The sequence below is a fragment of the Vibrio sp. JZG120 genome (assembly GCF_053890955.1).
In genome coordinates this window covers 42,125-68,292 of the sequence record NZ_JBSRRK010000001.1, presented here as the reverse complement: position 1 = coordinate 68,292, position 26,168 = coordinate 42,125, and the positions used below count along the sequence as shown (strand labels likewise).

Genomic DNA, 26,168 nt, shown 5'->3' with positions numbered 1-26,168 from the left:
TGACCCTCGGCTTAATAAGGGTCACTCTAGATAAAGCACGATGCGTGCCAACTTTAAAAAGGCCGTTTTTTAATAGATCCAGATGCATATCGTTGCTTTATTAACCATAAATTTCGCAAACTGCATTTGCAAAATGCAACAACGTGCAAATATGCCACTTTATGCACTGCTAATAATGACTCTCTCAGCAAAGAGTCTATTGACATGTAAAGTCATATATTCTTATACCCAAATGATGGTGAGATTTCGGATTCTCAACCTTACCACTGCTCCAAAGTCCTTATTGAAACTGGGCTCAGGCTCATCCGCCATGTTTTTGTTGATACATTCTCTCATCAGCGATTTTCATCATTTGCTCTGGAGATGACATGTCCGGATCAAATATCGCGTACCCAATGCTGGTTCTCAGGTAGATGAGCGCTTCATCGTAAATCACGGGCGTCGAACATAAAGCTAACCTGAGCTTTTGTAGCAGAGACTGAACATTTTCTTCCGTCCCAGGGTTATGAACGACAACTAAAAACTCATCACCTCCCATTCGGGCCACTATATCTGATTTACGCAGAGAGCTTCTCACTCTTTCAGCCGTAGCGACTAAGACCTTGTCGCCTGCGTCATGACCATAGGTATCGTTAATATGTTTAAACCTATCCAGATCTATATTGATTAAGGCGAAGCTGTAACGCTTTTTGTAACGTTTCGCTATTTCAAACTGCTGCTTGTAAAACTTCATAAAATAGCGACGGTTTGGTAAGTGCGTCAGTTCATCATGCAGTGCTCTATCATCCGCAATGGTGTACAAGCGATAAATCGCAATAAGCGCGAGGCTCAGTGCAAAAACAATGGGATAACCGATGAGCCTTGCTAAATAAAGCTGATGCCAAGGAATTTGATGGTCTAGTTTGTCTCCGGAGAAAACCACCATACTCCACCCACCATAAGGAAAATGAACCATTTCTTTCGCGTATGGCTTTTTGGTTTCACTCAGTGCGCCAAAGAAAACGTCACCAAAAGCACCGCCACTGTCGTAACCACGAATCATCAAAGGATAGCGATAAGAGAAATCGATCACGCCAGTTTCTCGCATCAGAGCATCAAAATTAATCACCGCACTGATCACACCCCAATAATCTTGGTTCAACGGTGGATCAAGAAAAACCGGAACCCGCACGATCAAGCCTTTGCCGCCTTGAATCAAGTTGACAGGCCCTGCTATAAATATTTCTTGTATATCCTTAGCTTTTTGTACCTGTACCCACTGCTGTGGCACCGTTCGGTAATCGAGGCCGATTAAACGCTCATTACCTTGGCGGGGAAATATATGACTGATAACATCATTCTTCGCAATGCCAATGATCGTAATATGTTCGCTTTTGCTCAGAATGCGGTGAGCCGCAATGTTCAATTCGTCTTCTTGGTTTTTAGGCAGTAAAGTAATGAGTGTCGCCAAGGTACTGGCTTTATAGATATCCGCCATAAGTACCGCTTCCAAATTGGAACGGAGGGTGGAAAGTTGCTCTTTAGCCTCAACTTGAACTCGCTCTTGATGAAGCTCTAGCTGATTTCGATGCAACAGCTCAATAACCCCAACGCATAAAGCGAAAAAACAGAGGAAGAACAATGCAAAATAGCATCGCTTTCTGGGTAAATAACGCATTTTCTCCCCACAACTCGTATATCGTTACGAGATTTTTATTTATTGTTAAAATTCTTATTATCACAAGAATAACCAATCCCAATCGGAAAGGTAACAGTGATTAAAATTTTTTATGTTTTAGGTATGAGATGATGCATCAACAAGGCGATTTATTTGGCGGTACTCAGTGGCAAGAAGTAGAAAGGGGTAAACTCTATTACGATCCTTACTTTCTTAGCCATCTAGAAGCGGATCACTACTTTGACCAACTTCTGGAAATACTGCCATGGCATCAAGAGCGCATTACCATGTTCGGCAAGTCAGTACTTCAACCTCGTTTACAAGCGTGGCACGGTGATGCAGCATATACTTACTCAGGCTTAACCATGCAGCCTCACCCTTGGACTCCTGAGTTAACTCAGCTCAAAGTGCGCTGTGAGACGATTGCGGATGTAGCCTTCAACTCTGTACTTGCCAACCTATACCGACACGGCCAAGATTCGATGGGCTGGCACCAAGACAATGAACCAGAGCTAGGTAGAAATCCGGTTATCGCCTCTTTGAATTTAGGTGAAACACGTCGATTTTTGCTCAGAAATTTACATTGTAAAACTGAGATTGAATATGAGCTTTCTCACGGCTCCTTACTGGTTATGGCTGGCGAGCTCCAACATCACTGGAAACACTGTGTACCAAAAACCGCGAAAACCAAAGGTGAACGTATCAATCTGACTTTTCGACAGATTTTTAACTATTGACTCAGCTTTTACATTCTTAATTAATATTGATGGTAGGTTTAGATTCAGGACTTCATAGGGAATGGATTTATGCGTATCAAACCTCTTATCTTACTCTCTTGCTCACTTACCTTTGCTGTTCAGGCATCACAGGAAGAGATACCGCTCCTAGATAATGCTCAATCAGCACAGTTGATTCGTAATACCTACGAGCAGGAACTGTTCACTTTACCTGCGTTTAAAGAGGGGCACTTTGGCTTACGCATGTACCGCCAGACATTAGATGAGAAATATCACGCTGCCGTTTGGACCGACATGGCACAAATAGCTAGCCGATTAAACCGATTTGCTAATGAAGTCGTTGAACCTGAAGATATTATTCTTTATTCATCACAAAGATTGACCGCGTATCAAGAGAAAGAAAGTGAGCGAGGGCAACGACGCTATACCGTCACTAAACACCATCCTGAATATCTTTATCTTGGCGTGGATTTGCTTGGCGCAATGGCAAGAGCAAACGAATATGGTCTGAAACACAAGCAAGACAAAACGCTGAGAAAGATCCTGAGGCGCTACGATTTCTCGCGTTACGTTACGGACAAAGAAATGATAGAGGCGTGGGCAGCTCAGCTCGCAAACCAAGTCTACTGGCTTCGCCAGCTTGGTGAGCAAGATGTGGTCGAGGAATTTACTCAAACCTTTCGCAATACCTACCCCGACGATAAAGATAAGATGCTGTCAGCTCAGCAGTATTGGAATAAACTCTATGGTATGACGCACATCATCTTTGCCGACTCACAGTACTATCAAGAACGAGTAAGCGAAAAGAAACACCAATGGATTTATGATTACTTTCGCAACAACATCGACACTATTCTACTGCGCGCCAAAGAAGATGTGATTGCAGAAGTCGGCATTTCGTTTTTGTTAGCAGGCTTGGACCATGATCCGGTCGTAAAGAAAACCCGCCAAGCCATTCGTCACGCAATCAACGCTGAAAAAGGGATGATTCCATCGGTCGATGGGAGTTTTGATCTCAAGTACGGCGAGCACCGTAACGTGCTAGCCATCATGCTGCTAGATTGGAAAGGGGTACATAAAGCGCCAACTTATCAAGAGCACCCTGACGCTTTTAAATCAATACCCTACGGCTTAATACCTAAGCCTTAGAAATAATAAAACCCGCCATTTAGGCGGGTTTTTAGTGTGCATCTTCAATCTAAATTAGAGCGAGATGAAAATACCCGCTAAACACGCACTCATCAGGTTAGCGAGTGTGCCAGCAGCAACCGCTTTTAGGCCTAAACTTGCTACATCTTTGCGGCGCTCAGGTGCCATCACGCCGATAGAACCCAGCTGAATAGCAATTGAACCAATGTTTGCAAAGCCACACAACGCAAAAGTGATGATGACTTGAGTATGCTCAGACAGCGTCGCTTTGTGCTGTACAAAATCGATAAACGCGACAAATTCGTTCATCACAACTTTCTGACCAATGTATGAACCCGCAGCAAGGATTTCGTGGCTTGGCACACCAATCAACCACGCTAGAGGTGCAAACAAGTAACCAAAAATCGCTTGTAGCGTCACACCAGAGAAACCAAGTATGTCACCTAAGTTTTCTAGTCCCGTGTTCACCATCGCGATAACACTAACAAAAGCGATAAGCATGGTACCAACAGCAACGGCCACTTTCATACCGCCCATAGCACCGCTTGCTAGCGCATCAATAACGTTGCTTTCTTCTGATTTATCTAGCTCAATATCGTTGTAATCGCTTGGCGTTTGGCGTTCAGGAACAATGATTTTTGCCATCATCAAACTACCTGGAGCTGCCATAAAGCTTGCCGCAATCAAGTATTTTAGGTCGACACCTAAACCGGCATAACCACCAAGCACACTGCCCGCCACTGAAGCCATACCACCAGCCATCACAGCAAACAGTTCAGAGCGAGTCATGTTCGAAAGAAATGGACGAATAAGAAGTGGGGACTCGCCTTGAGATAAGAAAATGTTACCTGTTGCAACCAGAGACTCTGCTTTGCTGGTGCCCAAGAACTTCTGGATAGCGCCGCCAATAAATTGAATCACTTTTTGCATAATGCCCAAGTAGTAAAGGGCGGAGATAAGAGCACTGAAGAAGATGATGATAGGAAGGACACGAATAGCGAAGATAAAGCCAGAAGAAGCGAGGTCACCAAAGAGGAATTTAATCCCCTCATCAGCAAAGCTGAGTAGCCCCGCGACACCATTACTTAAACTCGCCAGCGCCGCCTGACCTAACGGGAAATAAAGCACTAAGGCAGCAAATCCCATTTGTAGCATCAAGGCGCGAGATACGGTTTTCCAATTAATGGAAGAACGGCCCTCAGAAAGTAGGAAAGCACAACCTAGCAGTGCAACAATACCAAATAGACTAAATAGAACACTCATGAGCTGGACCTACTGAACGTTGAAAAAGAAAAAAGAGCCAAAGGAATTGGCAGAAGAAAGGGACAACGCAGCGAGTGATAACTCGCCTTCAGATCCAGAATGTAGACAGAACGAATAGTTCGACATCTTATTTTTACCTTATACAAGCAATTGAACGTAGCTGGTCCGGTCCGTGGGGTCATTCACTGCTGGCGAGCGTATTGCTTGGCCTGCTCCATGTGACGGCTTGTATGGGTAAGGGTCCTGAACAACTAAACCCTAATTCCCGCTTAAACGGGACGCAAGTATAGCCAACAAAAAGAGATATTCATCACATTTATTTACGCAAACGTTCAAGCGTTCAAAATTTAGGCAAAAACGTTCTTTTGTCGTCATACTGTTAATAAAAGTAAGGGCATAAGGACAGACTTTTATGGTAAAAACGCAAAAGTGACCAATAAATACGCAATCAAACTCGAAAGTTCCAAAATTCGTCATTTTGCTCTCGCCAACAGATGGATTTTGGTTATACAATTCGCGGTGCTTCTTTTCGAGGCCTCTGAGTATTCAGAGCATCATGATGCCGAGATGGTGAAATTGGTAGACACGCTAGCATGAGGTGCTAGTGCCTTTGGTGTGAGGGTTCGAGTCCCTCTCTCGGCACCATTATCCTTCTTCCCTAATTTTGTTCGAGTGTAATGCAAAGTTCTAAGCAGGCAAGACAGTCTACAGATGCTAACCAACTTCTGAGTGAGCTTGCGGTTCACGCTTTATTGCACCTGCACTTTAAAATTCACGCGTCCTCGCATGGCCTCTCCCTTAAAGAACGTAATGACTTACTTCAGAAATGGCTGAAACCAAAACTGAAGAGTAATCGCTATAAGCTGATTAAAAAGCCGTTAAAATCTTTGACTCAGCAGGCAAAAGGTGAGAACGGAAATCTGGAAGCATTACTCGAGCGCTGCGTCGGTGCAGACAAACCCAGCAATCCTCAACCCGATCTAGATAGCTACTTGCTGTTGATTAACGAGATTGAGAAGAAGTTGGGGACTACCGTATTATTATCTCGACCGGAAGACGTCGACTTATCTCACGACCAACACGGCTGTTTGCTATGTGTGCTTTCTGAGAACTTAAATCAGCATTTCGATGATAATAACGCCCTAATCGCTCCTATTTCGATGCTGTTCCGTGGACCAATGAGCCAACGTTCACTTTTCCTTGGCAGCATTTACGCCAGTGGTACATTCAATTATGAAGTGCAGTACCAGGACGATCAGTTCGTTCGCATTACATTAGAGTTGGCGTAACTGTAACGCTAAGAAACAAATCGAAAAAGGCCGCGAAACTCGCGGCCTTTTGCTTTTCTATATTCAAACCTTAATTAATCGATTTCTTTAAACCGAGCAGTAAAGTGGCGCAGCACTGGTGGTTCATACTCAAAAGTGAGCCCTTTTAACTCATGTGCACGATTTTTCAGCTCGATAATCGCATCCGCAATGTAATCCATATGGTCGTTGGTATAGACGCGGCGTGGAATGGTCAAACGCATTAATTCTAACTCTGACGCTTTTTGTTTACCCGTATCAGGGTCACGACCAAGCAGTAGTGATCCTATCTCTACTGCTCGAATACCCGCCTCCAAGTACAAGGCATTACACAATACCTGCGCAGGGAACTGATCCGTTGGAATATGTGGCAAAATCTTAGCGGCATCCACAAACACTGCGTGACCACCCGTTGGGTATTGAATTGGAATACCGCCTTCACGTAAGCGCTCACCTAAGTATTGAACTTGGCTAATTCGGTAGTGAAGAAAATCTTCATCTGCCGCTTCATACAAACCGCGAGCGAGCGCTTCCATATCACGCCCAGCCATACCACCGTATGTCACAAATCCTTCCATGGGTACACAACGTGTCTGCACTGCTTGGAACAACTCTTTATGATCACGAATACAACACATACCACCAATGTTTACCATCGGGTCTTTCTTAGCCGACATGGTGAGCATGTCACCGTATTGGTACATCTCGCGAATGATTTCCAGAATCGATTTATCTTCGTACCCTTCTTCACGCTGCTTAATAAAGTAGGCGTTCTCACAGTAACGAGCCGAGTCAATCACCACTGGAATATCGTACTTGGTTGCAATCTCGTACACGCTGCGCATGTTTTCCATCGACACAGGCTGGCCACCGGAGCTATTACAAGTAATCGTGGTGATAATCGCACAAATGTTATGTGAACCGTGCGCTTCAATTGTTGCCACCAGCTTATCGATATCAAAGTTGCCCTTCCAATCATAAGGCGTAGTGGTGTCGAATGCTTCTTCCGTTACCACGTTAATTGCTTTACCGCCATTGAGCTCGATGTGACCCGCGGTGGTATCAAAATGGTAGTTCGAGATAAATACTGGCGTTTCGCCACCACGCACCTGACGCATACGCTCAATCAAAGCTGGGAACAAAATTTGCTCGGCACCACGTCCTTGGTGCGCAGGCACGGTGAGCTTGTAACCAAAGAAGTGCTCGACTGCATCACACAGGTTGTAGTAATTTCGGCTACCCGCATAAGATTCATCCCCCATCATGATGCCAGCCCACTGATTATCACTCATGGCACCAGTGCCAGAGTCAGTCAGCAAATCGATATAAACATCATCACTACGAAGAAGAAATGGGTTATAACCCGCTTCTTTTAACGCGACTTCACGGTCTGCCAAAGTGGTCATTTTGATTGGCTCAACCATTTTGATACGGAAAGGTTCTGGAATACGTTTCATTGTTAATTTCCTTATACGCATTGCCCTACGCGCTATCACGTAAGACTAAAAAACAAATAGATAAAATGCTTTTCAATGCGGTTGCATTGAGGAAATCAACGAGAAGAGATTTTACTAAGAAGAGACAAGCAGTAGTCTAGGTTGTACCAGAACGACAGCACCAAACGGCTATCGAGAATATCCTTTATTCTCATCGTCTTCGTCCTCCTGATAAAAATAAAAAGCCAGAAACCCCATGTTTCTGACCTTTTCAATATAGTGCAGTTTTCAATCAACTTTCAGTGAAGTCACCCTCATTTTAAGAAGGTCTCGCCCTTTTCATTCTGCGTTTGATATTACTTTCTTTGACTAAATAATCGAAAAGTGGCGCGAATAAGTTAGCAAATAGAATCGCTAACATGATGCCTTCTGGATAAGCTGGGTTCAGCACTCGGATAAAAATCGTCATCACACCGATTAATAGTCCGTATGCCCATTTACCGCCATTGGTAAAAGCCGCCGAGACAGGATCTGTCGCCATAAAGAAGGTACCAAACGCGACCCCACCAATCACGAAGTGCCAGTAAAACGGCATGGAGAACATTGGGTTAGAGTCCGAACCGATCGCATTCAATAATAATGAAGCCGCCACTAAACCAACCAACACGCCTGCAACGATTCGCCACGACGCAATCTTCATAAAGATAAGAATAAAGCCTGTTAATGCAATCAACAGCGTGGAGACTTCACCCATCGAGCCTGGCAAGTTACCAACAAAAGCATCTCCCCATGAAATTGGCTGCCCCGTCATATTATTTATCAAGGCACTTTGCCCACCTTCATACCATTGGCTCAGCGGTGTAGCGCCAGAGTAACCATCTGCCGCAACCCACACGGCACCACCGGACATGTTAGCGGGATAAGCGAAGTACAAGAAGGCTCGCCCTGCTAGTGCCGGGTTTAAGAAGTTTCGCCCCGTACCACCGAAAATCTCCTTCGCCACAACAATACCGAAAGTGATACCTAAAGCCGCTTGCCACAGTGGAATTGTCGGTGGAAGGATCAGCGCAAAGAGTATAGAGCTGACAAAAAAGCCTTCATTTACCTCATGCTTTCGCACAATAGCAAACAGAACTTCCCAGAAACCACCAACGATAAACACCGTCGCATAAACGGGTAGAAAATAAGTAGCACCAAGCCACATTTTACTTGCCCACCCCGCTTGTGAAACCGCATCTAACGAGCCCCATACCCAACTCAGTTGCCACGAAGAAGCCAGCGCTTGCTGAGCTGAGGCTTGATCCATTCCATACAACAAAGCATCGCTGGACTGCTGACCTATGTTGTACATACCCCAGAACATGGCAGGGAAGACCGCCAGCCACACCATGATCATAATACGTTTTAAATCGATGCTATCTCGAACGTGAGTCATGCCCTGGTTAACCTTACCAGGCGTGTAAAAAATGGTTTCGACAGCTTCGAACAATGGATAGAACTTGTGATACTTCCCACCAGGGCCAAACTTAGGTGTCGCTTTCTCAAAGTAGTGTTTAAGGCTCATAACAACTCCTCCTTTACCTAAAAGATGGTACGCACTGCCGTAAAAAGCGATCGTTTTTTAATCTCTTAGCCTTCCTTCTTCGTATTCCATTTTGTTCGTCGCTCTTCCCTCATCTCTTCTAATTCGGCGAACTGTTAATTCGAAACTTAAAAGGGAATGCCCATGGACACACTCGCCATCGATTTAGCCAGATTCCAATTTGCCTTTACTGTCTCTTTCCACATCATTTTTCCAGCGTTTACGATTGGTTTGGCAAGTTACCTCGCCGTGTTAGAAGGCTTGTACTTAAAAACGGGCAACAAACAGTACATGCAGATCTATAAATACTGGCTCAAAATCTTTGCCATCAGTTTTGGTATGGGTGTGGTGAGTGGCATCGTGTTGAGCTATCAATTCGGGACCAACTGGAGCGTATTTGCCGACAAAACAGGCCCAATCCTAGGCCCGCTAATGGGTTATGAAGTTTTCACTGCATTTTTCCTCGAAGCGGGGTTTTTAGGCGTGATGCTTTTCGGTATGGATAAGGTAGGTAAGAAGCTTCACTTCGCCGCGACTTGTATTGTTGCATTCGGGACGTTTTTGTCTGCGTTTTGGATACTTTCGGTTAATAGTTGGATGCAAACACCAGCGGGCTATAGTATCAACGAAGCCGGACAGTTTATCCCTGAAGATTGGTGGGCGATTGTCTTCAACCCTTCCTTCCCTTATCGGCTCGTCCATATGTTGCTCGCGGCTTACCTCACTACCGCCTTTGTTGTAGCGGGCGTTGCCGCTTATCACTTATTAAAAGCAAACCATAATCCACTAGCCAGAATTATGTTCTCGATGGCAATGTGGATGGCTGCCATCGTGACACCAATTCAAATCGTTGCTGGAGACATGCACGGCTTAAACACCCTTGAACATCAACCCGCCAAAGTTGCCGCGATGGAAGGGCACTATGAGTCTCACCAAGGCGCGCCATTGATTCTCTTCGGTATCCCTAACGATAAAGGAAAACGTATGGAATACGCACTGGAAATCCCCAAACTTGGTAGTTTGATCTTAACTCATGACCTCAACGGCGAAGTGAAGGGGTTAGATGCTTTTCCAGAGGAGGAACACCCTCCTGTATCTATCGTTTTCTGGTCTTTCCGAGTAATGGTCGCGCTTGGTTTTGGCATGTTTGTTATTGGTTTGTGGAGCCTATGGCTAAGAAAACGTCGCAAACTTTTTGATTCAAGGGCACTTCAACGTATTTGTGTGCTGTTTGCTCCAGCGGGGTTCATTGCGGTTTTAGCAGGCTGGATAACCACCGAAGTCGGTCGCCAGCCTTACACTGTGTACGGTCTTTTAACCACAGCCAATTCGGCATCGCCTATTGATGCCGCCGCGGTGAGCGTCTCCCTGACGGCGTTCATCGTGGTTTACTTTGTGGTTTTTGGAGCTGGCTTCTTCTATCTCCTACGTTTGATGCGCAAGTCTCCAACTCGATATGAAGAAGGTCTAGATAGCCGACTTCCTGATGGCACGAAAACCGATGCCATCACACATTCTAACCATCTAACCTAGGAGCTTACTCATGGATTACGCATTAATTTGGTACGCTTTGATTGGGCTCGCTGTTCTGATTTATGTCGTGTTAGATGGCTTTGATCTCGGTATTGGTATCCTATTTCTCAGCGCTAATGACGATGAAGAGCGCGACATGATGATGAACAGCATCGCTCCTGTTTGGGATGGGAATGAAACTTGGCTAGTTCTTGGCGGAGGTGGGCTTTTTGCCGTGTTCCCCCTCGCCTACGCGGTCATTATGCCAGCACTCTATGCTCCCCTGATTTTAATGCTGCTCGGGTTAATTCTGCGCGGGGTTTCTTTTGAGTATCGCTTCCGAACACAACGCGGAAAGTTTTTATGGGATAGCGCTTTTTTCATTGGTTCACTCACCGCGGCATTGATGCAAGGCATTATGCTCGGAACCCTGCTCCAAGGTATAGAGGTTAGTGAACGAGCATACGCAGGTGGATGGTTTGATTGGCTTTCACCATTTAGCGTATTTTGTGGCTTGGCGCTTGTTTGTGCTTACATTCTGCTTGGTTCATGCTGGTTATTAATCAAGCTTCCAGAAGAGCTGATGGGGCGTTACTACGTGGTCGCGCGACGATGGGGACTAGCGATGGTAGCCTGTATATTCATCGCCAGTTTGTGGCTGCCATTGAGCCAAAATATCGTATTTGAACGTTGGTTCTCATTACCAAACTCGCTGCTGTTTTTCATTTTACCAATCATTGCAGCGGCATTCATTTGGCAGCTATTCAAAGCCTTACTCGACCACAAAGCTGTTCGTGCCTATGTACTTGCCATCGGCCTGTTTCTTGTTTCCGCGATGGGTTTCGGTGTCAGTACATTTCCTTACTTGGTTCCCTTCGCACTCACTTATCAAGACGTCGCCGCGCCAGATAAAAGTTTGGCATTTTTACTTGTCGGTGCGGTGGTATTACTTCCTCTGATCATAGCCTACACGGCTTATTCGTATTGGGTTTTCCGCGGTAAGATGAAACGTGGAGAGGGATATCACTAATGAAACTAAAACCCATTTTGTGGTTCATTGGTATTTGGCTGGCAAGCGTGGTCGCCTTGTTTATCATCAGTTCGTTGATACGAGCTGCGATATTGTAGGCCAAGAGTCTACTGCACCACATCTGAAGTCATTGAGGTCTATACTCAAGCAAGAGTAAAACAACGGAGTGTTTTTATGACCTTAAAGCAGATTCTGGCAACTTTGATTCCTTTGACAGGTCTACTGTATTCACCAAATGCATTGTCCGTAGACAAGCAGATGTCATCCGCCATGAAAAGTAAAATGCGGTCTATTTGCTCCACAACAGACAAACAGGGCCATTGGCAAATTGCTGAAGCAACTCCTGACGCCAGACGCTCACTCAACATGGTGCTTTATCAAATGAATGCCGATGATAAATTGAAAGCAATTCATGAGGTGAGAACGAAAATGGTCGGCGGCACCCATTATGCATTTGAGTTCGAGTTGCAAGATGGCCAAGTCTGGAATGCGATTGTGTTGCACAGTGCCCGAGGCGATTACATGATCGAAAGACACGCCAAGAAAGGTGAGCTTTGCTCCAAAGAGCAATAAACACTGCAGCTCTACAGTCAAAACAGTAAAGGCGACTGAGTCAGTCGCCTTTACTGTGGGTATGTTTAGGTATCGCTTCAAAAGCTTGGGAAAAGTAATAGCTTTTAACCTGAGGTCTAATCAAATCACAAGCTAACCCAAGGTCATCATGCTTTGTGAAAGGTAAATGTTCTGATAGAACCTCTTTTGACTTTTTATCAACCGTTTTAAAAGATTCAATAATTCTTAGAGGAACGTGAAACTGATGATCTCTCACGAGAAAGAAATAGTATTGGAGATGCTCGCCATATATCGCAGCGTTATTAATCTCGCTACCAATTTTCACAGCTTCAACACGACTGCCTTCACAATCAAATTTAAACACATTGGTAATTTCTGCTTCCATAGAGCCTGGTACATAAACGATATAGCCAGCACTGAGCTCATGACCAATTAATACATAGCTCTCGTCGCGCTCATGCAGTTGATACGCAAAAGAATGAAATGCACTACAAAGTAAAATGAATCCAAGCCGTTTCTTCATTTTGTCTTCAACTCATTTATGACTTTACGTACGAAGTTTGCCTTAGCATCCGTATATTTTTCGATGGTAATTTCAGCTTGTTCCACCAAAGAAAGTTTTAGAGAAACATGAGGAAAGTGCGCAATACCTAGTACCATATCGATAATAGGTTTGGCAGGCATATCCAAAATGGCAGTACTGCCAATATGCTCGATTTGAGTTGACATCATCTCCGTCACTAACGCCAGTTCAGATCGGCTGCGTGCAAAATCCTGTCGCCATGCAGGATCATGCTTAACAACACCTACGTTGTAATTGGCTAAACCTAATTTCATCCATCCCTCTCCTAATAAACCCAAATATCATAAGAAGGAAATTATCCAATCACCAAAGTAAAAGCCAAACTTCCGGCACACCCGACACTAATTACTCAACAAATAGAGTCATCTCTGGTGTACTTTTGGTTTGGCTTTCTACTGTTAAACCGTCTCGGTTTTCGCCTCTATCTTCTCATTCACCTTATCGCAAATGTATTCCCCAATAGGCATTGCAGATGTCGCTGCAGGAGAGGGTGCGTTGCAAACATGCAGGCTTCTCGCACTCTCGGCAAACAAGAAGTCATGAACCAAAGTGCCATCAGATAACACCGCTTGCGCACGAATACCCGCAGGATATGGTTTGAGATCGTCGACCTTGATGCTTGGGCAGTATTTATTGACCAGCTTGAGATAACCCGGCTTCCACCACGAGTTCTTAAACTCATCCAGTCCGGTTTTTAGATGCTTTTGTGTCACCTTCCAGAAACCGGAGAAACTGAGCATTTGCATGGTATCTTGCAAGCTGAAATTAACCTTGTTGTACCCTTCTCGCTTCCAACCTTGCACCGCATTTGGACCAACGGTCACGCTGCCATCAATCATACGCGTTAGGTGGACACCTAAGAATGGCAAATCAGGGTCGGGAATTGGATAAATAAGATGATTCACCACTTGGTCGTGTTTGCTATCTAAGCGGTAGTATTCACCACGATAAGGGATGATCTGAAAGTCAGTTGGAATACCCATCATCTTAGTCATACGATCCGCCATCAAGCCGCTGCAAGTAACCAAGAACTTAGCATTGAGCTGCATGGTTTGACCGTCTGAAATGCAGGTCAGTTGGACTTCTTCGTCCTTCTCTTCGGCTGCCACCACTTTGGTTCTCAGGCTGATTTGACCTCCGAGCTTTTTGAACTCTTCCGCCATCTGCTCAGTGACCAAACGATAATCGACAATACTGGTGGTTTTGACATAAATCGCGCCCAAGCCTGTGATGTTTGGTTCAGCCAGTTTGAGTTGAACTTCATCGAGTAGCTTTACGTCGATACCGTTGACATGGCAGCGCTCATAAAGGGCATTCATACGTTCGACTTCTTGCTCATTGGTCGCAACCAACAACTTGCCACAGCTCTCCACCGGAATATCGTGCTCAGCACAGAACGAAATGGTTCGCTCTACCCCACGCTTACAAAAATCGGCTTTTAAGCTGCCCGGTGCGTAGTACACCCCAGCATGAATCACGCCGCTATTGTGTCCGGTTTGGTGCTTGGCAAAACCGGACTCTTTCTCAACCAATAAAATGGATTTGTCTGGGTGACGCTGCTGCAGTTGCCATGCCGTCGACACACCAACGATACCGCCACCAACAATGATGTAGTCATAGACTGATTTCATACGACCTCTTATAAAACCGATAGTTGAGATTGTTGCAATTTGAACTTGCGACCACTGTAAATGAACACCGCGACAAATACCGCGCAGCTTGCCACACGAACCAACATTGGTATGTCGTGCCAAACCAGCAATGTACCCACCACTACCAACAAGAGACGCGTAAGAATGTTTAGAGGGCCTTCTAAGTAACCTTCAGTCGCACCAATCAATGCATAGGTACCGATGATGGCAAAAAAGCCCACGGTAATTACCGACGTTACATCCCAACTGACTAAGCCTGTGTAAGCAATAAGTAGCGGCACAAGATACAAACCTTTGGCGATTTTCCATGCCATCAAACCAGTACGCATTGGCGGTGTTTTCGCGATGGTTGCTGCTGCAAATGCGGTCAAACACACTGGAGGCGTTACGTTACTGTCTTGCGATAACCAGAAGATGATGAGGTGAGCAGCCAGCAATGCCAAGCCTACCTCTTCCATACCCAAACTTTGCTCTAGTAGGGTTTCCATAAAGTCCGCAGGTACTAGCGCCACCATTTCTTTCGCGGTTTCCAACGCCATTGGTGCGTTAAGCAGTTCCAGCTTTTCTGGCGCTGCCAACATGAAGATGGCTTTTGCTTGTTCAGGCAATTGACCTGACACCATCAATTCAAGCAATTGGTTTTCCGCAATCAACTTGTAAAGCGCAGGGGCAGACAGTGTGCCCAATACAATATACGCCGCTGTCACGGGTAAACCCATACCCAAAACAAGAGAAGCGAGTGCAATCAGAACGATCATGATGAACAAGTCGCCATTCGCCCAACCGTCGATCATCAACGAGAACGTGTTGCCGATACCCGTTGTGCTGATCACGTTGATCACCAAACCGATACCCACCAGCAATACGGCTGTTGTTGCCATGTTTTTCGCGCCTTGCGAGAGTGCTTCGATGATCGCTTTTGGTCCCATCTTGTGATCTTTCGAGAACCAAGAAGCCACCACCACAGAAATGATCGATAAGCCAGCAGCGTAAGTTGGCGTAAAGCCTTGAACCAACAAAGTAACCAATACCGCCAGCGGGATAAGGTTGTGCCAACCGCTGATCAACACTTTCAGTAGAGATTCATCGCTGGTCGTGATTTTTTGAACGCCGCTGCGTTTGGCTTCAATACGTACAAAGAACGCCACAGACAAGAAATAGATAAGAGCAGGAATGAAAGAAACCGCAATGATATCAACATAAGGAATTTGTGTGTAAGACGCCATGATGAAAGCACCCGCGCCCATCACTGGAGGCATCAACTGACCACCTGTTGACGCTGCAGCTTCAACACCCGCCGCAAAGCGCGAAGGGAAACCTGCTTTTTGCATTAAAGGAATACTGATAACACCGGTGGAAACCGTATTTGCCACACTAGAGCCAGATACTGAGCCCATCAAACCGGAGCCAATCACCGCAATAAAACCGGGACCACCGATGATTTTGCCAGCCGCAGCACGTGCCACATTGATGATGTAATCACCAACACCTGAGCGAACAAGAAACGCACCAAACAGAATGAACATGAATACGAAAGTCCAACTGATGCGCGAGATAGAACCAAACATGCCCTCAGAAGAATAAAAGCTACGGTAGAGCAAGGTTTCCATGCTCAACCCCGGGAAGTGGAAAATGCCTGTCGCCCACTTACCCCAAAGCACAACGTAACTCAGACACACCACAATCAGCACAGGAATAAACCAGCCCATGGTGCGTCGGATCAGCTCAATAACAATCAAAATTGCCATGATGGCGAAGACCCAATCGCTGGTCACGAACTTCACGCCACGTTCATACAGCGCATCTTCGGCATAGGGAATGTAGAGTAAACATGCGACCGCGCCCATAGCAATTAACACATCGATGCCGAGTGCAATCTTGCTCTGCTTTAGAGAGATATGAGCCGGATACCAAAGCGCACAAATCACCGCAAAGCCAGCAAAGTGGGTCGCGGAAATCCATAACTCTGGTAACGTCGATAAGGTATTAAACCAAATGTGCAAAGCAGACAACACCACGCCAAACACTGTGATTGTGGTGGTTACCCACGGAAAATCAGTGCGCGTGGGCAGCTCAAACTTCTGCAATTCCTTTTCTATTGAGTCGCTCATCTCATACTCCAAGCTCTGGCGGCTTTTTCCATCTTAGAAATCGGTAGGGATAAAATGCCCCGAGCCGAAACTCGGGGCGAAGTTGGCGTTATTTCGCCATTAGATCTGATGGGATTTCGATGCCCATTTCTTTGTAGTAACGCGCTGCGCCTGGGTGAAGAGGCACTGGCAAACCAGCGATCGCTTTCTCAATCGCCATTGCCTTTGTTGCTTTGTGGATGCCTTGTAGGAAAGGCAGGTTCTCGTAGATCGCTTTGGTTAGCTGGTAAACGTCTTCTTCCGAGATATCTTCACGAACTGCCAAGAAGTTTGGCTGTGCAATGGTGGTGATCGGCTTGTCTAAACCCGGGTACGTGTTCGCAGGAATTTCGTACTTCGTCCATAGGTTGTAGTTACCGTTCGCCTCTTTGATTTGCTCGTCAGTAAACGAAAGAATCGAAATGTCTTTACCCAGCGCAGCAAAAGCTTGAGTGACCGCACCAACAGGTACACCCGCAGGCGTGTTCATGCCATCAATGGTGCCGTTTTGAAGTGCGCTCGCACTGCCGCCATAGCCCATGTACGCAAGATTGAATTTATCAGGGTCTACCTTCAGCCCTTTCATGATTTGGCGACCAGAGTTTTCAGTACCTGAGTTCTTCTTACCGATAGAAAACTTCTTGCCATCTAGGTTGTTCAGGTCAGTCACTGTGCCCGTTTTTGCTAGATCCGAGCGAACAATAAAGTGCTCAACGTTTTGCCACAGCATAGAGACTGAGCGCAGTTGTTCTTGGCGACCGCTCTTCTCATAAGGACCTTCACCAGACCAAGCCCACGCACCGTAAAGACCTTGTAGAATCGCGAACTGTGCTTCGTTTTCGTTCAGCAGTTTAACGTTTTCACCAGAGCCCGCAGAGCTGATTGCAGAAAGGGAGAAGTGGTGCTTTGGTGCCAATTTCACTTTGCTTAACGTCGCCAGTGCTACGCCCACAGGGTAGTAAGTACCACCTGTCGATGCCGTTGCAAGAATGTAGCTACGATCTTCTGCCGCAGCGTTAGCAGCAATACCAAAAGAAGTCACAGCGACAGCCAAAGCTTTTACCAGCTTATTCATTTTCATTATTACTCTCCGTGTAGTCGTTTCACGATTGGGGATTTACATCATGTTAAATCTTTATTAACAACACATTCCCTAGAGCAATTGAAATGCCAACTTTTAACTCTTTGTATTTATTGAACTAAGTGCTGAAAGACATCAAAAATGAGCAAAATCCTGCTGATTTGATAGCAAAGTAATGAGCAAGATCTTGCTTATTCAAGAGAAGAAGGTTGCACGCCTAGATCGCAAAAGGTTAATAAAATGTGATCAAGACAAAATAAATGCACGACTCACTAATAAGCAATATTTTGCCGATGCAATTTTGGATTGAACTGCAACTAATGAGTGTCTTAACAATAAGAAGAAAAAGCGCATCATTCTAAACTGCTCACTTTATCAGCGGAGGCTTATAGCCTAAACGACTACAAATAGCACAAAAATACAGCAAAACAAGCCATGTTACAGAAATGAAAAGTCATTTATTCTAATTTTGAATTTAAAAAGCAGTTCGATCCACCAGTTAAGAAACAAACATTGACCGTATCAACTTATTTTCTACTTCGGGGTTGTACCAATAGCCCTATGTTCGTTAGGGTAACAACACGCCAAGGCAAACGTATTCCTTGGTATTTTTTCGTCATTAAGGATCACCCATGTCAGCAACTGCGCGATTACAATTCGCTTTAAAACGCCCATCTGGCGTTGCTGCTGCGATCCTCCTGCTCTCTCTGAAACTGATTCAGAGCTGACAGGCTATATCTAAACTTTCTGTCAGCTTGAGAAGAAGCTGACGGGAACACCACATACTCCTCCCATTCCTTTCAGTTTCTTCCAAGCGAAACATAAGAGGAATAACAATGTTAAGCGCACGCAATATCGCCGCTTTGGGCTTCATGACTTTCGCCATGTACTTAGGCGCGGGTAACCTGATCTTCCCTCCATTTTTGGGTTATCAAGCAGGTGAGAACTTTCTGAGCGGGATGTCTGGCTTCCTCTTAACGGGCGTAGGTCTGCCTGCAATGGCATTGGTGATGGTCGCTATCGTAAACGGTTCAGACAAACTAACCGCCGCCCTACCTAAACCTTTGGCGACCAGTTTTTGGGTGATGGTGTTTATCGTGATTGGTCCTGCTTTCGTAATACCACGTGCGATTACCGTCGCTTACCAATTTAGCTTTGCGCCAATGTTTGGTGATGCCGCTTTGGTGCCTTTCACTATTGCCTTCTGTGCTATCACCATTCTATTTGCCCTATATCCGGGTAAGTTAGTCGACAACCTAGGCAAGATCTTAACGCCTGCATTGATGGGTATCTTGATCATCATGTCTGTGACGGCTTTGGTTTCTCCTGCTGGCGAGCTAACTGCCGCAACGGGACCATACGTATCTGGCGCATTTGCTGAAGGCTTGACGCAAGGCTACATGACCATGGATGCGTTAGGTTCTATCGGTTTTGGTTGGATCATCTTCCGAGCGATTCGCAGCATGGGGGTGGATTGTCCGAAAGCCACCGCAAAATACACGCTAATCGCAGCTTTGATGTACGCGGTTGCCATGGCATTTGTTTACATCTCATTGGCTTACATTGGTTCGACGAGCTCGTACTTGGGTTCTGAATTCAGCAATGGTGGCGACATCTTAACGGCATTCACCTTCAGCCACTTCGGCGCATTTGGCTCACTATTACTAGGTGCCGTGATGGTATTGGCGTGTTTGACTACTGCTATCGGCGTAACCACCGCAGGCAGTGAGTTCTACGACAACACTTTCAGCAAAGTGAACTACAAAGGCTGCGTTATCACGACCATGGTACTGGCTGGTTTGATCGCCAACGTAGGTCTGGAGCAACTATTGGCTATCACATTGCCAGCGGTTGTGGCGCTTCACCCAGTAGCGATTGCGTTGATGATCATGGCACCAGTGCGCAACAAGATGTCGCAAATCATGGTCGTCGCGACGGCGTTCACTGCTCTAGCGTTTGGTTGTGTTGATGCGCTGCACATCCTCGGTTACATGCCAGATTCCACCGATGAGTGGATGGGTAATTACATGCCTCTGTACAATGACTTTGCTAGCTGGATTATGCCTAGCGTATTTATGATGATTGTTGGTCTGCTGTTTACGACGAAAACCAACCAAACCGAACAATTCGAGCTGGTAAATGAATAGCCGTTTAACATAAGACATCACTCAATAAGTAAGTTAATATGTAGTTCGCTTATTGATATCAGGCAAAGGAGTTGCCTGAACTATGGATTGATGTGGAGCGCTTATGGACAATCAGTATTTAGACATCAGAACGCTCAACTTTATCGTTATTCTGTTCTCTTGCATTTACTCAATCAGTCTACTTTGTTACCAATACACACAGAAAAAAATCAAAGGCTTAAAGACTTTTTCTCTCTCGCTGTTATTTATTGGCTTTGGGCCTTTTTTACTAGGATTTAGAGGCTCCGCACCAGATTGGCTTACCATCGTCATAGCGAATACGCTCATATTAATCGGCTTCTTGCTTACGCTTTACAGCGTGAGCATTTTTCGTCAATTCCCTCTAAAACTGGCCCACTCACTCGCTTTTTTAACGCCCATTTTCAGCGGTTCGTTTTATTATTTCACCTTCCATGACCATTCAATTAAAAGCCGTATCATTTACTTAAGTGTTTATATCTGCATCGTTACGTTTTTTAGTGGGATCGCCATGCTGAAAGGTACCAAGCAAGACCAAAAACTCCCAACCATAGTGATGGCGTGCTCCTTCTTTTGCTTCAGTATTTTTATGGGCTTCAGAGCACTTTGGAGCGCTTTCGCCAATGAAGTGCCAAATTTTATGACCGCAGGTTTTATCCACCAGATGACGTTTTTACTTAGCATCTGTCTGATTGTCGCTATGAGCTTTAGCATGTTGTGGCTAATTAATGGTCGCTTAATACAGTCAATCAATGATCTCTCACATTTAGACGCTCTCACAGGGCTTCATAATCGTCGCGCGATGGAAGAAATTGTTCCAAGCCTTGTTAATCAAGCGCACAAACGGAAGCAATCAATAAGCATCATCATGACCGACATGGACGAGTTCAAAGCGATTAATGATCACTACGGCCATACGGTAGGCGATTCCGTCATGGCTACGATTGCCGCTATCTTTAAGAAACACCTCCCAGAGTCAGCTTGCACAGTACGATTTGGTGGTGATGAGTTCATGATTGTTTTACTTGAAAAAGCACAACGCGCCAAAATTGTTGCCGAGCAAATTCGCCTGGCGGTGGAAACTGAAGCCTCATTGCAGTCATTCGAGAATGAGATCACCATGAGCTTTGGAATCAGTGAGTTATCTGAGGGACAATCGCTTCACGAGGTCGTTGCTGAAGCAGACGAAGCGCTGTATAGCTCTAAACATACGGGCAGAAACCAAGTCACCTTGTTTGGAGAAGGGAAAGGCCTAACTTATAAGTTTGTCCCAACCCCCTCAAAGAGCGCATAATCATATTTGTGACGCCCATAGCGGTAAGTCAGCTTAAAAATTGCGTTAAGTATAATCAGAACGATTTAAACCAAACTTTTGCATCTTTTGGTTAAGGGTTCGACGTGGTAAATCCAACTCCTGCATCACTTCATTGATGCGTCCGTGATGCCTGACCAATGAATCATGCAGCACCTTGCGCTCAAAATTGTGTAATTGAATAACCAGTGGAACACCCACTTGCGTCTCCTCCGTGGTTGACGAAGGACGGCTAGAGAGAATTTCCATCACAGATACCGTTTCATCCAAAGCAAAACGCATAGCCACGTTTCGCAGCTCTCGAACATTCCCAGGCCAAGCGTAGGAAAGCACAGCGTTTCTGTCGGCATCACTCAATGGTCGGGTTTCAGGGTTAGTTTGCAAGGTGAAGTGCTCAAACAAAATCAGTGAATCTTCTTCTCGCTCACGTAATGGTGGCAAATAGATCTGCGCCACATTGAGTCGATAATACAAATCTTGCCGAAACTCTTCATGATCATTGAGATCTTCTTTCGCCGCCGCGATCACTCGTAAATCAACCGAGATCTGTTGATTGCCTCCAACGCGCTCAACTGTATGTTCCTGTAATGAACGCAGCACTTTCACCTGCATGGACAGCGGCATACTCTCGATTTCATCAAAGAATAAGGTGCCTTTATCCGCGTATTCCAATTTGCCAATGCGTCGTTTGTTTGCACCAGTGAACGCCCCAGCTTCGTGACCAAACAACTCACTCTCGAAAAGGTGTTCTGGAATCGCACCACAGTTTATCGGCACAAAGTGATGAGGTTTTCTTTGGCTTTCATTATGTAAACTGGTCGCCACCAGCTCTTTACCACAACCTGTTTCGCCGTAAATGATCACGTTAGTATCGATTTTCGCCAATTTCGCAACTTGCTCGCGTAATTGCTGCATCACTCGACTTTGACCAATGAGCACCTCTTCTAAACCACTCACGCTAGCTAGATACTCTTGGCGGTGAAGCGTCGATGTTTGCGCGCGATGGCTCTCGACCGCATCTGTGACACGTTGAGACAAACGCTCCGGCTGGAAAGGTTTTTCAATAAAATCAAACGCGCCGTTTTGTAGCGCATTCACCGCCATATCCACATCACCATGACCAGTAATTAGTATCATTGGTGTTGGAATGTGATTCGCAATAAGGCTCTCTAAAATCGAAATTCCATCAGTATCTGGCAAACGAACATCACTAACTATCGCATCAAACTCTTGGTTCAGAATGGCGGTTTTGCCTTCCTCCCCCGAGCTAAAAGCTATGACGTCAAACCCCGCCAATTGCAGCCATTGGCTTGTTGCTTGACGAACGATGTCATCATCTTCAATTAGGGCGATACGCGGAATGTCGTCAAAAGTCATGAGTTACTGCCTGATCGGTGATAGAAGTCTTTGCTAAAGTTAGCAAAAACCATGCTATAGAAAAGGAGCTAGATCCCACTTCTTAATCACAATTCTTTAACATCCAATCAGTTAAGCGCACTCTTTCACTACCAACTACGATAACTATGTTCAGCCAAACGGAGCTCGTATGCAGCGCACTAAGAATGGGAAAATGTGGCTAACCGCCGTATTGATCAGTGCGCTGGTGATCTTTTTCTACGGTGCTAGCCGAGAGGTGGCCCATCAATGGCTGAGCGTCCAAACTCAACAAGAAGCACAACAGAAACTCCTCGACTACATTGGTGAAGTCCGCCGAGCATTAAAACGTTTCTATCACCTTCCCTATCTCGTCACGAATAACCCAGAAACAATTGCGTTTGTGAAAGGCAATTTAAACTACTATGAGCCACTTCAAGCACAACTGACACAGCTCGATAAAGCCGCGAATACAGAGGGTTGGTTGATTCTTTCAACCTCGGGAGAAGTGTTGGTATCGAGTCTGATCGATGAACGGTTCAGCCGCTCTGACCGCCGTGCGATTGTCGAACAAATACAACGTCAGGGAGAAGGCGTCTCACTGGTGAATAAAACAAAAGGTTCTAGTCCGCTTTACTACCTCTCGGCACCAATTTTTGATGGTTTGGAGATAGCGGGCATCGTTGTTGTTCAAATCAACCTGAGTTTGCTAACGGAGCAGACCATCACCAGCCAAGACATCATCACGCTACAAAATCGCCATCAACGCTTCTTCCTCTCCAGCAGTACAAACTATAACGCCGACTGGTTTAATGAACCGAATAACCAAGTCAAAGTCGAAACTCAAACGCTGTATGACAATACGGTGATTCATTTCTGGACTCTCAATCAGCAGCGCTACTTTGCACACACAGTAAAGCTGGACGACTTAAACTGGTTTGTCAGTTACCTTATTCCGACCAAACCTGTTCAGCAAACGATTAGTGTCATTGGATGGAGCATCGCAGCGCTCCTCCTGCTCCTTATCCTGTTGGTCATCATTGGTTTACAGCGTCGACAAAAACATCTCAATCAGCAGCGTATTCAAGCCTTACTAGAAGAATCGCAACGCCGACTTAAACAGATGATCAATAAAACACATGTTGGTTTGTTGTTGATTGATGAACAAGGTCTATTGTTCGACCTCAACCCAATGGCAAAACGCCTTTTTTGTCTTCCTGAAAGTGTGAATCGTCATACCTTCGCCTGGGAGTTATTTGATGCGGGTAATTCAAATTCGACCACACTCACTTTGCTTAGAGATCTGCCAAAGCATAAGGAACTAGCAGAGATTAGCGCTGTAGAAACTATGGCGCGACGCAGTGATGGCAGCGTATTTCCTGTACTATTTTCACTCACTAGCTTCCCATGGCACGGTGAGCAGTATTTCCTTGCTACCATAATCGACATTAGCAAACGTAAAAAAGCGGAACAATCGCTGCAGCTGATTAACCAAGAGCTCGCTCAAAGGGTGGAAGAGCGAACTCAAGCTTTAAAACAAGCCCAAGAGCAATTGATTGAATCAAGCAAAATGGCAGCATTGGGCAGAATGTCGAGCGCGATTACCCACGAGTTAAACCAACCATTGACTGGCCTGCGTACCCTTTTAACCACCAACGAGTTGCTAGCAGAACGTGGACAAACAGACATGATGAAAGCCAATAACAAGTTGATTCAAAAGTTGATTGACCGCATGGCAAGCATGACCAGTCAGCTAAAAACGTTTGCCTACAATAAACCAGAGACACTGCACGAGATATCGCTGACAAACGCTTTAGAAGAGACGCTACGCGTCTATCAATCTCAACTCGCGAAGGTAGATGTTCGGGTACGCATTCCCAACGACTTACCCAATATCATTGGCGAAGAGCAACGCCTACAACAAGTGCTCGGCAACCTAATTTCTAACGCATTAGATGCGATGAAAGAGACCCAAGATCCACAGTTAATGATTGCCGTTACACCCACTACCGATAATGTTGAGGTCGTGGTAAGTGATAATGGGTGTGGGGTACCTTCGGACCAACTCGATACCATGTTCGAACCTTTCCAAACCAGTAAAAAAATTGGTGAAGGACTGGGGTTAGGACTTTCCATCACCGCCAACAATATGCGAGATATGCAAGGGAAAGTCAGTGCGCAGCTCAACGCTGATAAAGGCATGTCCTTCACCTTAATGTTTGAGCTCGCTCCTCATCGTAGCTAACCCAATACCATCCACCTCTCCAGCTTTTCTCCACACAATTAAAGAGCAATAAATCTTGATCAACTTTATAAAGCGAGTTGCCTAACCTACGCTTAACTTGATGAATCACCACATGCTATTCATCAGCACAATTTTTGGTGGTTGACACCAAGTTTTAGCTCCCACCATCTAATTTATTGATAAGTAATTATTTAAAGTAAGAATGGATGCGTTATGAGAAAACTAACTTTAGCAGCAACAGGGGCGCTTTTTATTTTATCACCTCACGCTTTTGCAGCACCTTACGCAGCAGACGCTCGAAGTCACGGAATGGGAAATACAGGCGTCGTTTCCGCTGACTATTTAACCGCTCCTCTACACAACCCAGCCCTAGGCGCTCTCTATCGAGAAAATGACGATATCGGCCTACTCATTCCTGCTCTCGGCGTCAATATTCACGATGAGGATGAAGCTTTATCAGCCGTTGATGATGTTCAAGACCTTTACGATAGTATTCAGGGCATTCCCACACCTGCGAACGAAGCCGAACTTAATCGACTACTCGATCAATTAGATAAGAGTGCTCCAGTCGTCATTAACGGAGGTCTGAGCCTCGCGATTGCGATTCCGACACGCTACATGTCGGTAAACCTTTTTAGCGCTGGTTATGTGGAGATACTTGCGGCACCCGATATCTCAGATTCAACAAACACCGCAGATCGATACCTCAATTCTGCCGTCGACCTAGCGGCTTTCGGTAGTGCGGAATATGGCGTTGCCTTGGCTCGCGCTTACACGATAGGTGGGCAGCAATTCGCATTTGGTATTACGCCCAAATACCAACAGCTTAAAACCTATACGCAGCGTACAACACTAGATGACTTTGATATCGAGGATTACGACAAAAGTGAAGTATCAAAGAACACGTTCAATATGGATCTTGGGGTCGCTTGGTATCACAACGCATTTAGAGCTGGTCTCTCGTTAAAAGACGTCTTCGAACAAGATATAGAAACAAAACTAGGCAACTATACCTACGAACTCACGCCACAAGCGACCCTTGGTATCGGCTATGTCGGGGACTATGTAGCTCTGAGCCTAGACGCCGATCTCACCAAACAAAAGCGCTTTAAAGAGCTCGACGATGACACGCAGTTTATTCGCGTTGGTATCGAGGGGAATGCTTGGGGATGGGCTCAACTCCGCGCTGGTTATGAAGTTGACCTAGAAAATAACCTCGATAACTCGGTGACAGGTGGCATTGGCATCAGTCCTTTTGATGTGATCAGTGTAGACCTAGCAGGGTCTTACGCTGGCGATAACCAGTTTGGCGCGGCGGCGAATTTAGCATTTACGTTTTGAATACGAATGCCAACCTAAATTCACTTAGGTTGGCATTGTT

Annotated in this window: 21 protein-coding genes and 1 tRNA gene; 12 read left to right on the top strand and 10 right to left on the bottom strand. The window is 45.5% G+C overall.

Annotated elements, in window-relative coordinates; translation table 11 throughout:
- Nucleotides 1-301: 301 nt before the first annotated feature.
- Complete coding sequence (locus ACWPOD_RS00310; RefSeq protein ID WP_167427212.1) at nucleotides 302-1,657, bottom strand: diguanylate cyclase; 1,356 nt, start codon at nucleotides 1,655-1,657, stop codon at nucleotides 302-304.
- A 131-nt stretch (nucleotides 1,658-1,788) separates the two neighbouring features.
- On the opposite strand from ACWPOD_RS00310, the gene ACWPOD_RS00305 reads away from it, so the two are divergent.
- Entirely contained in the window at nucleotides 1,789-2,394 is a 606-nt protein-coding gene (locus tag ACWPOD_RS00305) for an alpha-ketoglutarate-dependent dioxygenase AlkB family protein (RefSeq protein WP_167427854.1), read from the top strand.
- 69 nt (nucleotides 2,395-2,463) lie between these two features.
- The gene (locus ACWPOD_RS00300; protein ID WP_456231408.1) at nucleotides 2,464-3,543 is read left to right on the top strand and encodes a DUF3541 domain-containing protein; all 1,080 of its coding nucleotides are present in this window, start codon (nucleotides 2,464-2,466) and stop codon (nucleotides 3,541-3,543) included.
- Between the two features lie 54 nt (nucleotides 3,544-3,597).
- On the opposite strand, the gene ACWPOD_RS00295 is transcribed toward ACWPOD_RS00300, so the two are convergent.
- Nucleotides 3,598-4,806 (bottom strand): NupC/NupG family nucleoside CNT transporter, encoded by a 1,209-nt coding sequence (locus tag ACWPOD_RS00295; protein ID WP_005393641.1) that lies wholly within the window; start codon nucleotides 4,804-4,806, stop codon nucleotides 3,598-3,600.
- 561 nt (nucleotides 4,807-5,367) lie between these two features.
- Here ACWPOD_RS00295 and ACWPOD_RS00290 point away from each other — a divergent pair.
- Together ACWPOD_RS00290 and ACWPOD_RS00285 are read left to right on the top strand one after the other, a co-directional pair.
- A tRNA-Leu gene (locus ACWPOD_RS00290) sits at nucleotides 5,368-5,451 on the top strand.
- A 32-nt stretch (nucleotides 5,452-5,483) separates the two neighbouring features.
- Nucleotides 5,484-6,095, top strand: coding sequence for a DUF2913 family protein (locus ACWPOD_RS00285; protein WP_005374167.1), 612 nt, complete (start codon nucleotides 5,484-5,486; stop codon nucleotides 6,093-6,095).
- A gap of 74 nt (nucleotides 6,096-6,169) precedes the next feature.
- On the opposite strand, the gene ACWPOD_RS00280 is transcribed toward ACWPOD_RS00285, so the two are convergent.
- On the bottom strand, nucleotides 6,170-7,570 hold the full coding sequence (locus ACWPOD_RS00280; protein WP_048624681.1) for a tryptophanase: 1,401 nt from the start codon (nucleotides 7,568-7,570) through the stop codon (nucleotides 6,170-6,172).
- A gap of 298 nt (nucleotides 7,571-7,868) precedes the next feature.
- Nucleotides 7,869-9,113 (bottom strand): NADH:ubiquinone reductase (Na(+)-transporting) subunit B, encoded by a 1,245-nt coding sequence (locus ACWPOD_RS00275; protein WP_248379333.1) that lies wholly within the window; start codon nucleotides 9,111-9,113, stop codon nucleotides 7,869-7,871.
- Between the two features lie 162 nt (nucleotides 9,114-9,275).
- Here ACWPOD_RS00275 and ACWPOD_RS00270 point away from each other — a divergent pair, with 162 nt between their 5' ends.
- The 4 genes from ACWPOD_RS00270 to ACWPOD_RS00255 all read left to right on the top strand — a co-directional run bounded on the left by ACWPOD_RS00270 (nucleotide 9,276) and on the right by ACWPOD_RS00255 (nucleotide 12,246).
- The gene (locus tag ACWPOD_RS00270; protein ID WP_456231407.1) at nucleotides 9,276-10,664 is read left to right on the top strand and encodes a cytochrome ubiquinol oxidase subunit I; all 1,389 of its coding nucleotides are present in this window, start codon (nucleotides 9,276-9,278) and stop codon (nucleotides 10,662-10,664) included.
- Between the two features lie 10 nt (nucleotides 10,665-10,674).
- Nucleotides 10,675-11,673: a cytochrome d ubiquinol oxidase subunit II gene (gene cydB / locus ACWPOD_RS00265; RefSeq protein ID WP_046873882.1), complete on the top strand. Its 999-nt coding sequence runs from the start codon at nucleotides 10,675-10,677 to the stop codon at nucleotides 11,671-11,673.
- Entirely contained in the window at nucleotides 11,673-11,771 is a 99-nt protein-coding gene (locus ACWPOD_RS00260; RefSeq protein ID WP_074189740.1) for a DUF2474 family protein, read from the top strand. Before cydB ends, ACWPOD_RS00260 begins: the two co-directional genes overlap by 1 nt.
- 76 nt (nucleotides 11,772-11,847) lie before the next feature.
- Nucleotides 11,848-12,246: a cystatin gene (locus ACWPOD_RS00255; protein WP_446571641.1), complete on the top strand. Its 399-nt coding sequence runs from the start codon at nucleotides 11,848-11,850 to the stop codon at nucleotides 12,244-12,246.
- Between the two features lie 40 nt (nucleotides 12,247-12,286).
- Here ACWPOD_RS00255 and ACWPOD_RS00250 read toward each other — a convergent pair whose 3' ends face one another.
- From ACWPOD_RS00250 to ACWPOD_RS00230, 5 genes are all read right to left on the bottom strand, one after another.
- On the bottom strand, nucleotides 12,287-12,769 hold the full coding sequence (locus tag ACWPOD_RS00250; RefSeq protein WP_456231406.1) for a hypothetical protein: 483 nt from the start codon (nucleotides 12,767-12,769) through the stop codon (nucleotides 12,287-12,289).
- Complete coding sequence (locus tag ACWPOD_RS00245; protein ID WP_005393624.1) at nucleotides 12,766-13,083, bottom strand: GrpB family protein; 318 nt, start codon at nucleotides 13,081-13,083, stop codon at nucleotides 12,766-12,768. Before ACWPOD_RS00245 ends, ACWPOD_RS00250 begins: the two co-directional genes overlap by 4 nt.
- Nucleotides 13,084-13,227: 144 nt before the next feature.
- The gene (lhgO, locus tag ACWPOD_RS00240; RefSeq protein WP_456231405.1) at nucleotides 13,228-14,460 is read right to left on the bottom strand and encodes an L-2-hydroxyglutarate oxidase; all 1,233 of its coding nucleotides are present in this window, start codon (nucleotides 14,458-14,460) and stop codon (nucleotides 13,228-13,230) included.
- An 8-nt stretch (nucleotides 14,461-14,468) separates the two neighbouring features.
- Nucleotides 14,469-16,592: a TRAP transporter permease gene (locus ACWPOD_RS00235; RefSeq protein WP_456231404.1), complete on the bottom strand. Its 2,124-nt coding sequence runs from the start codon at nucleotides 16,590-16,592 to the stop codon at nucleotides 14,469-14,471.
- 88 nt (nucleotides 16,593-16,680) lie between these two features.
- Nucleotides 16,681-17,691, bottom strand: coding sequence for a TAXI family TRAP transporter solute-binding subunit (locus ACWPOD_RS00230; protein WP_005374185.1), 1,011 nt, complete (start codon nucleotides 17,689-17,691; stop codon nucleotides 16,681-16,683).
- Between the two features lie 836 nt (nucleotides 17,692-18,527).
- Between ACWPOD_RS00230 and brnQ the strand changes: the two genes are divergently transcribed.
- Nucleotides 18,528-19,838: a branched-chain amino acid transport system II carrier protein gene (gene brnQ, locus ACWPOD_RS00225; protein ID WP_005393618.1), complete on the top strand. Its 1,311-nt coding sequence runs from the start codon at nucleotides 18,528-18,530 to the stop codon at nucleotides 19,836-19,838.
- Between the two features lie 103 nt (nucleotides 19,839-19,941).
- Entirely contained in the window at nucleotides 19,942-21,150 is a 1,209-nt protein-coding gene (locus ACWPOD_RS00220) for a diguanylate cyclase (RefSeq protein WP_456231403.1), read from the top strand.
- 45 nt (nucleotides 21,151-21,195) lie between these two features.
- On the opposite strand, the gene ACWPOD_RS00215 is transcribed toward ACWPOD_RS00220, so the two are convergent.
- Nucleotides 21,196-22,545, bottom strand: a complete 1,350-nt coding sequence (locus ACWPOD_RS00215) for a sigma-54-dependent transcriptional regulator (protein ID WP_048624672.1) — start codon at nucleotides 22,543-22,545, stop codon at nucleotides 21,196-21,198.
- Between the two features lie 169 nt (nucleotides 22,546-22,714).
- On the opposite strand from ACWPOD_RS00215, the gene ACWPOD_RS00210 reads away from it, so the two are divergent.
- Together ACWPOD_RS00210 and ACWPOD_RS00205 are read left to right on the top strand one after the other, a co-directional pair.
- Complete coding sequence (locus ACWPOD_RS00210) at nucleotides 22,715-24,787, top strand: sensor histidine kinase (protein WP_074189734.1); 2,073 nt, start codon at nucleotides 22,715-22,717, stop codon at nucleotides 24,785-24,787.
- Nucleotides 24,788-25,000: 213 nt separating this feature from the next.
- Entirely contained in the window at nucleotides 25,001-26,128 is a 1,128-nt protein-coding gene (locus tag ACWPOD_RS00205; RefSeq protein ID WP_006741246.1) for a conjugal transfer protein TraF, read from the top strand.
- Nucleotides 26,129-26,168 lie beyond the last annotated feature (40 nt).

Coding starts and splice junctions, on each gene's coding strand:
- ACWPOD_RS00260 (WP_074189740.1), top strand. CDS start 11,673: ATGAAACTAAAACCCATTTTGTGGTTCATTGGTATTTGGCTGGCAAGC.
- ACWPOD_RS00220 (WP_456231403.1), top strand. CDS start 19,942: ATGGACAATCAGTATTTAGACATCAGAACGCTCAACTTTATCGTTATT.
- ACWPOD_RS00300 (WP_456231408.1), top strand. CDS start 2,464: ATGCGTATCAAACCTCTTATCTTACTCTCTTGCTCACTTACCTTTGCT.
- brnQ (WP_005393618.1), top strand. CDS start 18,528: ATGTTAAGCGCACGCAATATCGCCGCTTTGGGCTTCATGACTTTCGCC.
- ACWPOD_RS00295 (WP_005393641.1), bottom strand. CDS start 4,806: ATGAGTGTTCTATTTAGTCTATTTGGTATTGTTGCACTGCTAGGTTGT.
- ACWPOD_RS00275 (WP_248379333.1), bottom strand. CDS start 9,113: ATGAGCCTTAAACACTACTTTGAGAAAGCGACACCTAAGTTTGGCCCT.
- ACWPOD_RS00280 (WP_048624681.1), bottom strand. CDS start 7,570: ATGAAACGTATTCCAGAACCTTTCCGTATCAAAATGGTTGAGCCAATC.
- ACWPOD_RS00235 (WP_456231404.1), bottom strand. CDS start 16,592: ATGAGCGACTCAATAGAAAAGGAATTGCAGAAGTTTGAGCTGCCCACG.
- ACWPOD_RS00215 (WP_048624672.1), bottom strand. CDS start 22,545: ATGACTTTTGACGACATTCCGCGTATCGCCCTAATTGAAGATGATGAC.
- ACWPOD_RS00285 (WP_005374167.1), top strand. CDS start 5,484: ATGCAAAGTTCTAAGCAGGCAAGACAGTCTACAGATGCTAACCAACTT.
- ACWPOD_RS00230 (WP_005374185.1), bottom strand. CDS start 17,691: ATGAAAATGAATAAGCTGGTAAAAGCTTTGGCTGTCGCTGTGACTTCT.
- ACWPOD_RS00250 (WP_456231406.1), bottom strand. CDS start 12,769: ATGAAGAAACGGCTTGGATTCATTTTACTTTGTAGTGCATTTCATTCT.
- ACWPOD_RS00270 (WP_456231407.1), top strand. CDS start 9,276: ATGGACACACTCGCCATCGATTTAGCCAGATTCCAATTTGCCTTTACT.
- ACWPOD_RS00310 (WP_167427212.1), bottom strand. CDS start 1,657: ATGCGTTATTTACCCAGAAAGCGATGCTATTTTGCATTGTTCTTCCTC.
- ACWPOD_RS00305 (WP_167427854.1), top strand. CDS start 1,789: ATGCATCAACAAGGCGATTTATTTGGCGGTACTCAGTGGCAAGAAGTA.
- ACWPOD_RS00255 (WP_446571641.1), top strand. CDS start 11,848: ATGACCTTAAAGCAGATTCTGGCAACTTTGATTCCTTTGACAGGTCTA.
- ACWPOD_RS00205 (WP_006741246.1), top strand. CDS start 25,001: ATGAGAAAACTAACTTTAGCAGCAACAGGGGCGCTTTTTATTTTATCA.
- cydB (WP_046873882.1), top strand. CDS start 10,675: ATGGATTACGCATTAATTTGGTACGCTTTGATTGGGCTCGCTGTTCTG.
- lhgO (WP_456231405.1), bottom strand. CDS start 14,460: ATGAAATCAGTCTATGACTACATCATTGTTGGTGGCGGTATCGTTGGT.
- ACWPOD_RS00210 (WP_074189734.1), top strand. CDS start 22,715: ATGCAGCGCACTAAGAATGGGAAAATGTGGCTAACCGCCGTATTGATC.
- ACWPOD_RS00245 (WP_005393624.1), bottom strand. CDS start 13,083: ATGAAATTAGGTTTAGCCAATTACAACGTAGGTGTTGTTAAGCATGAT.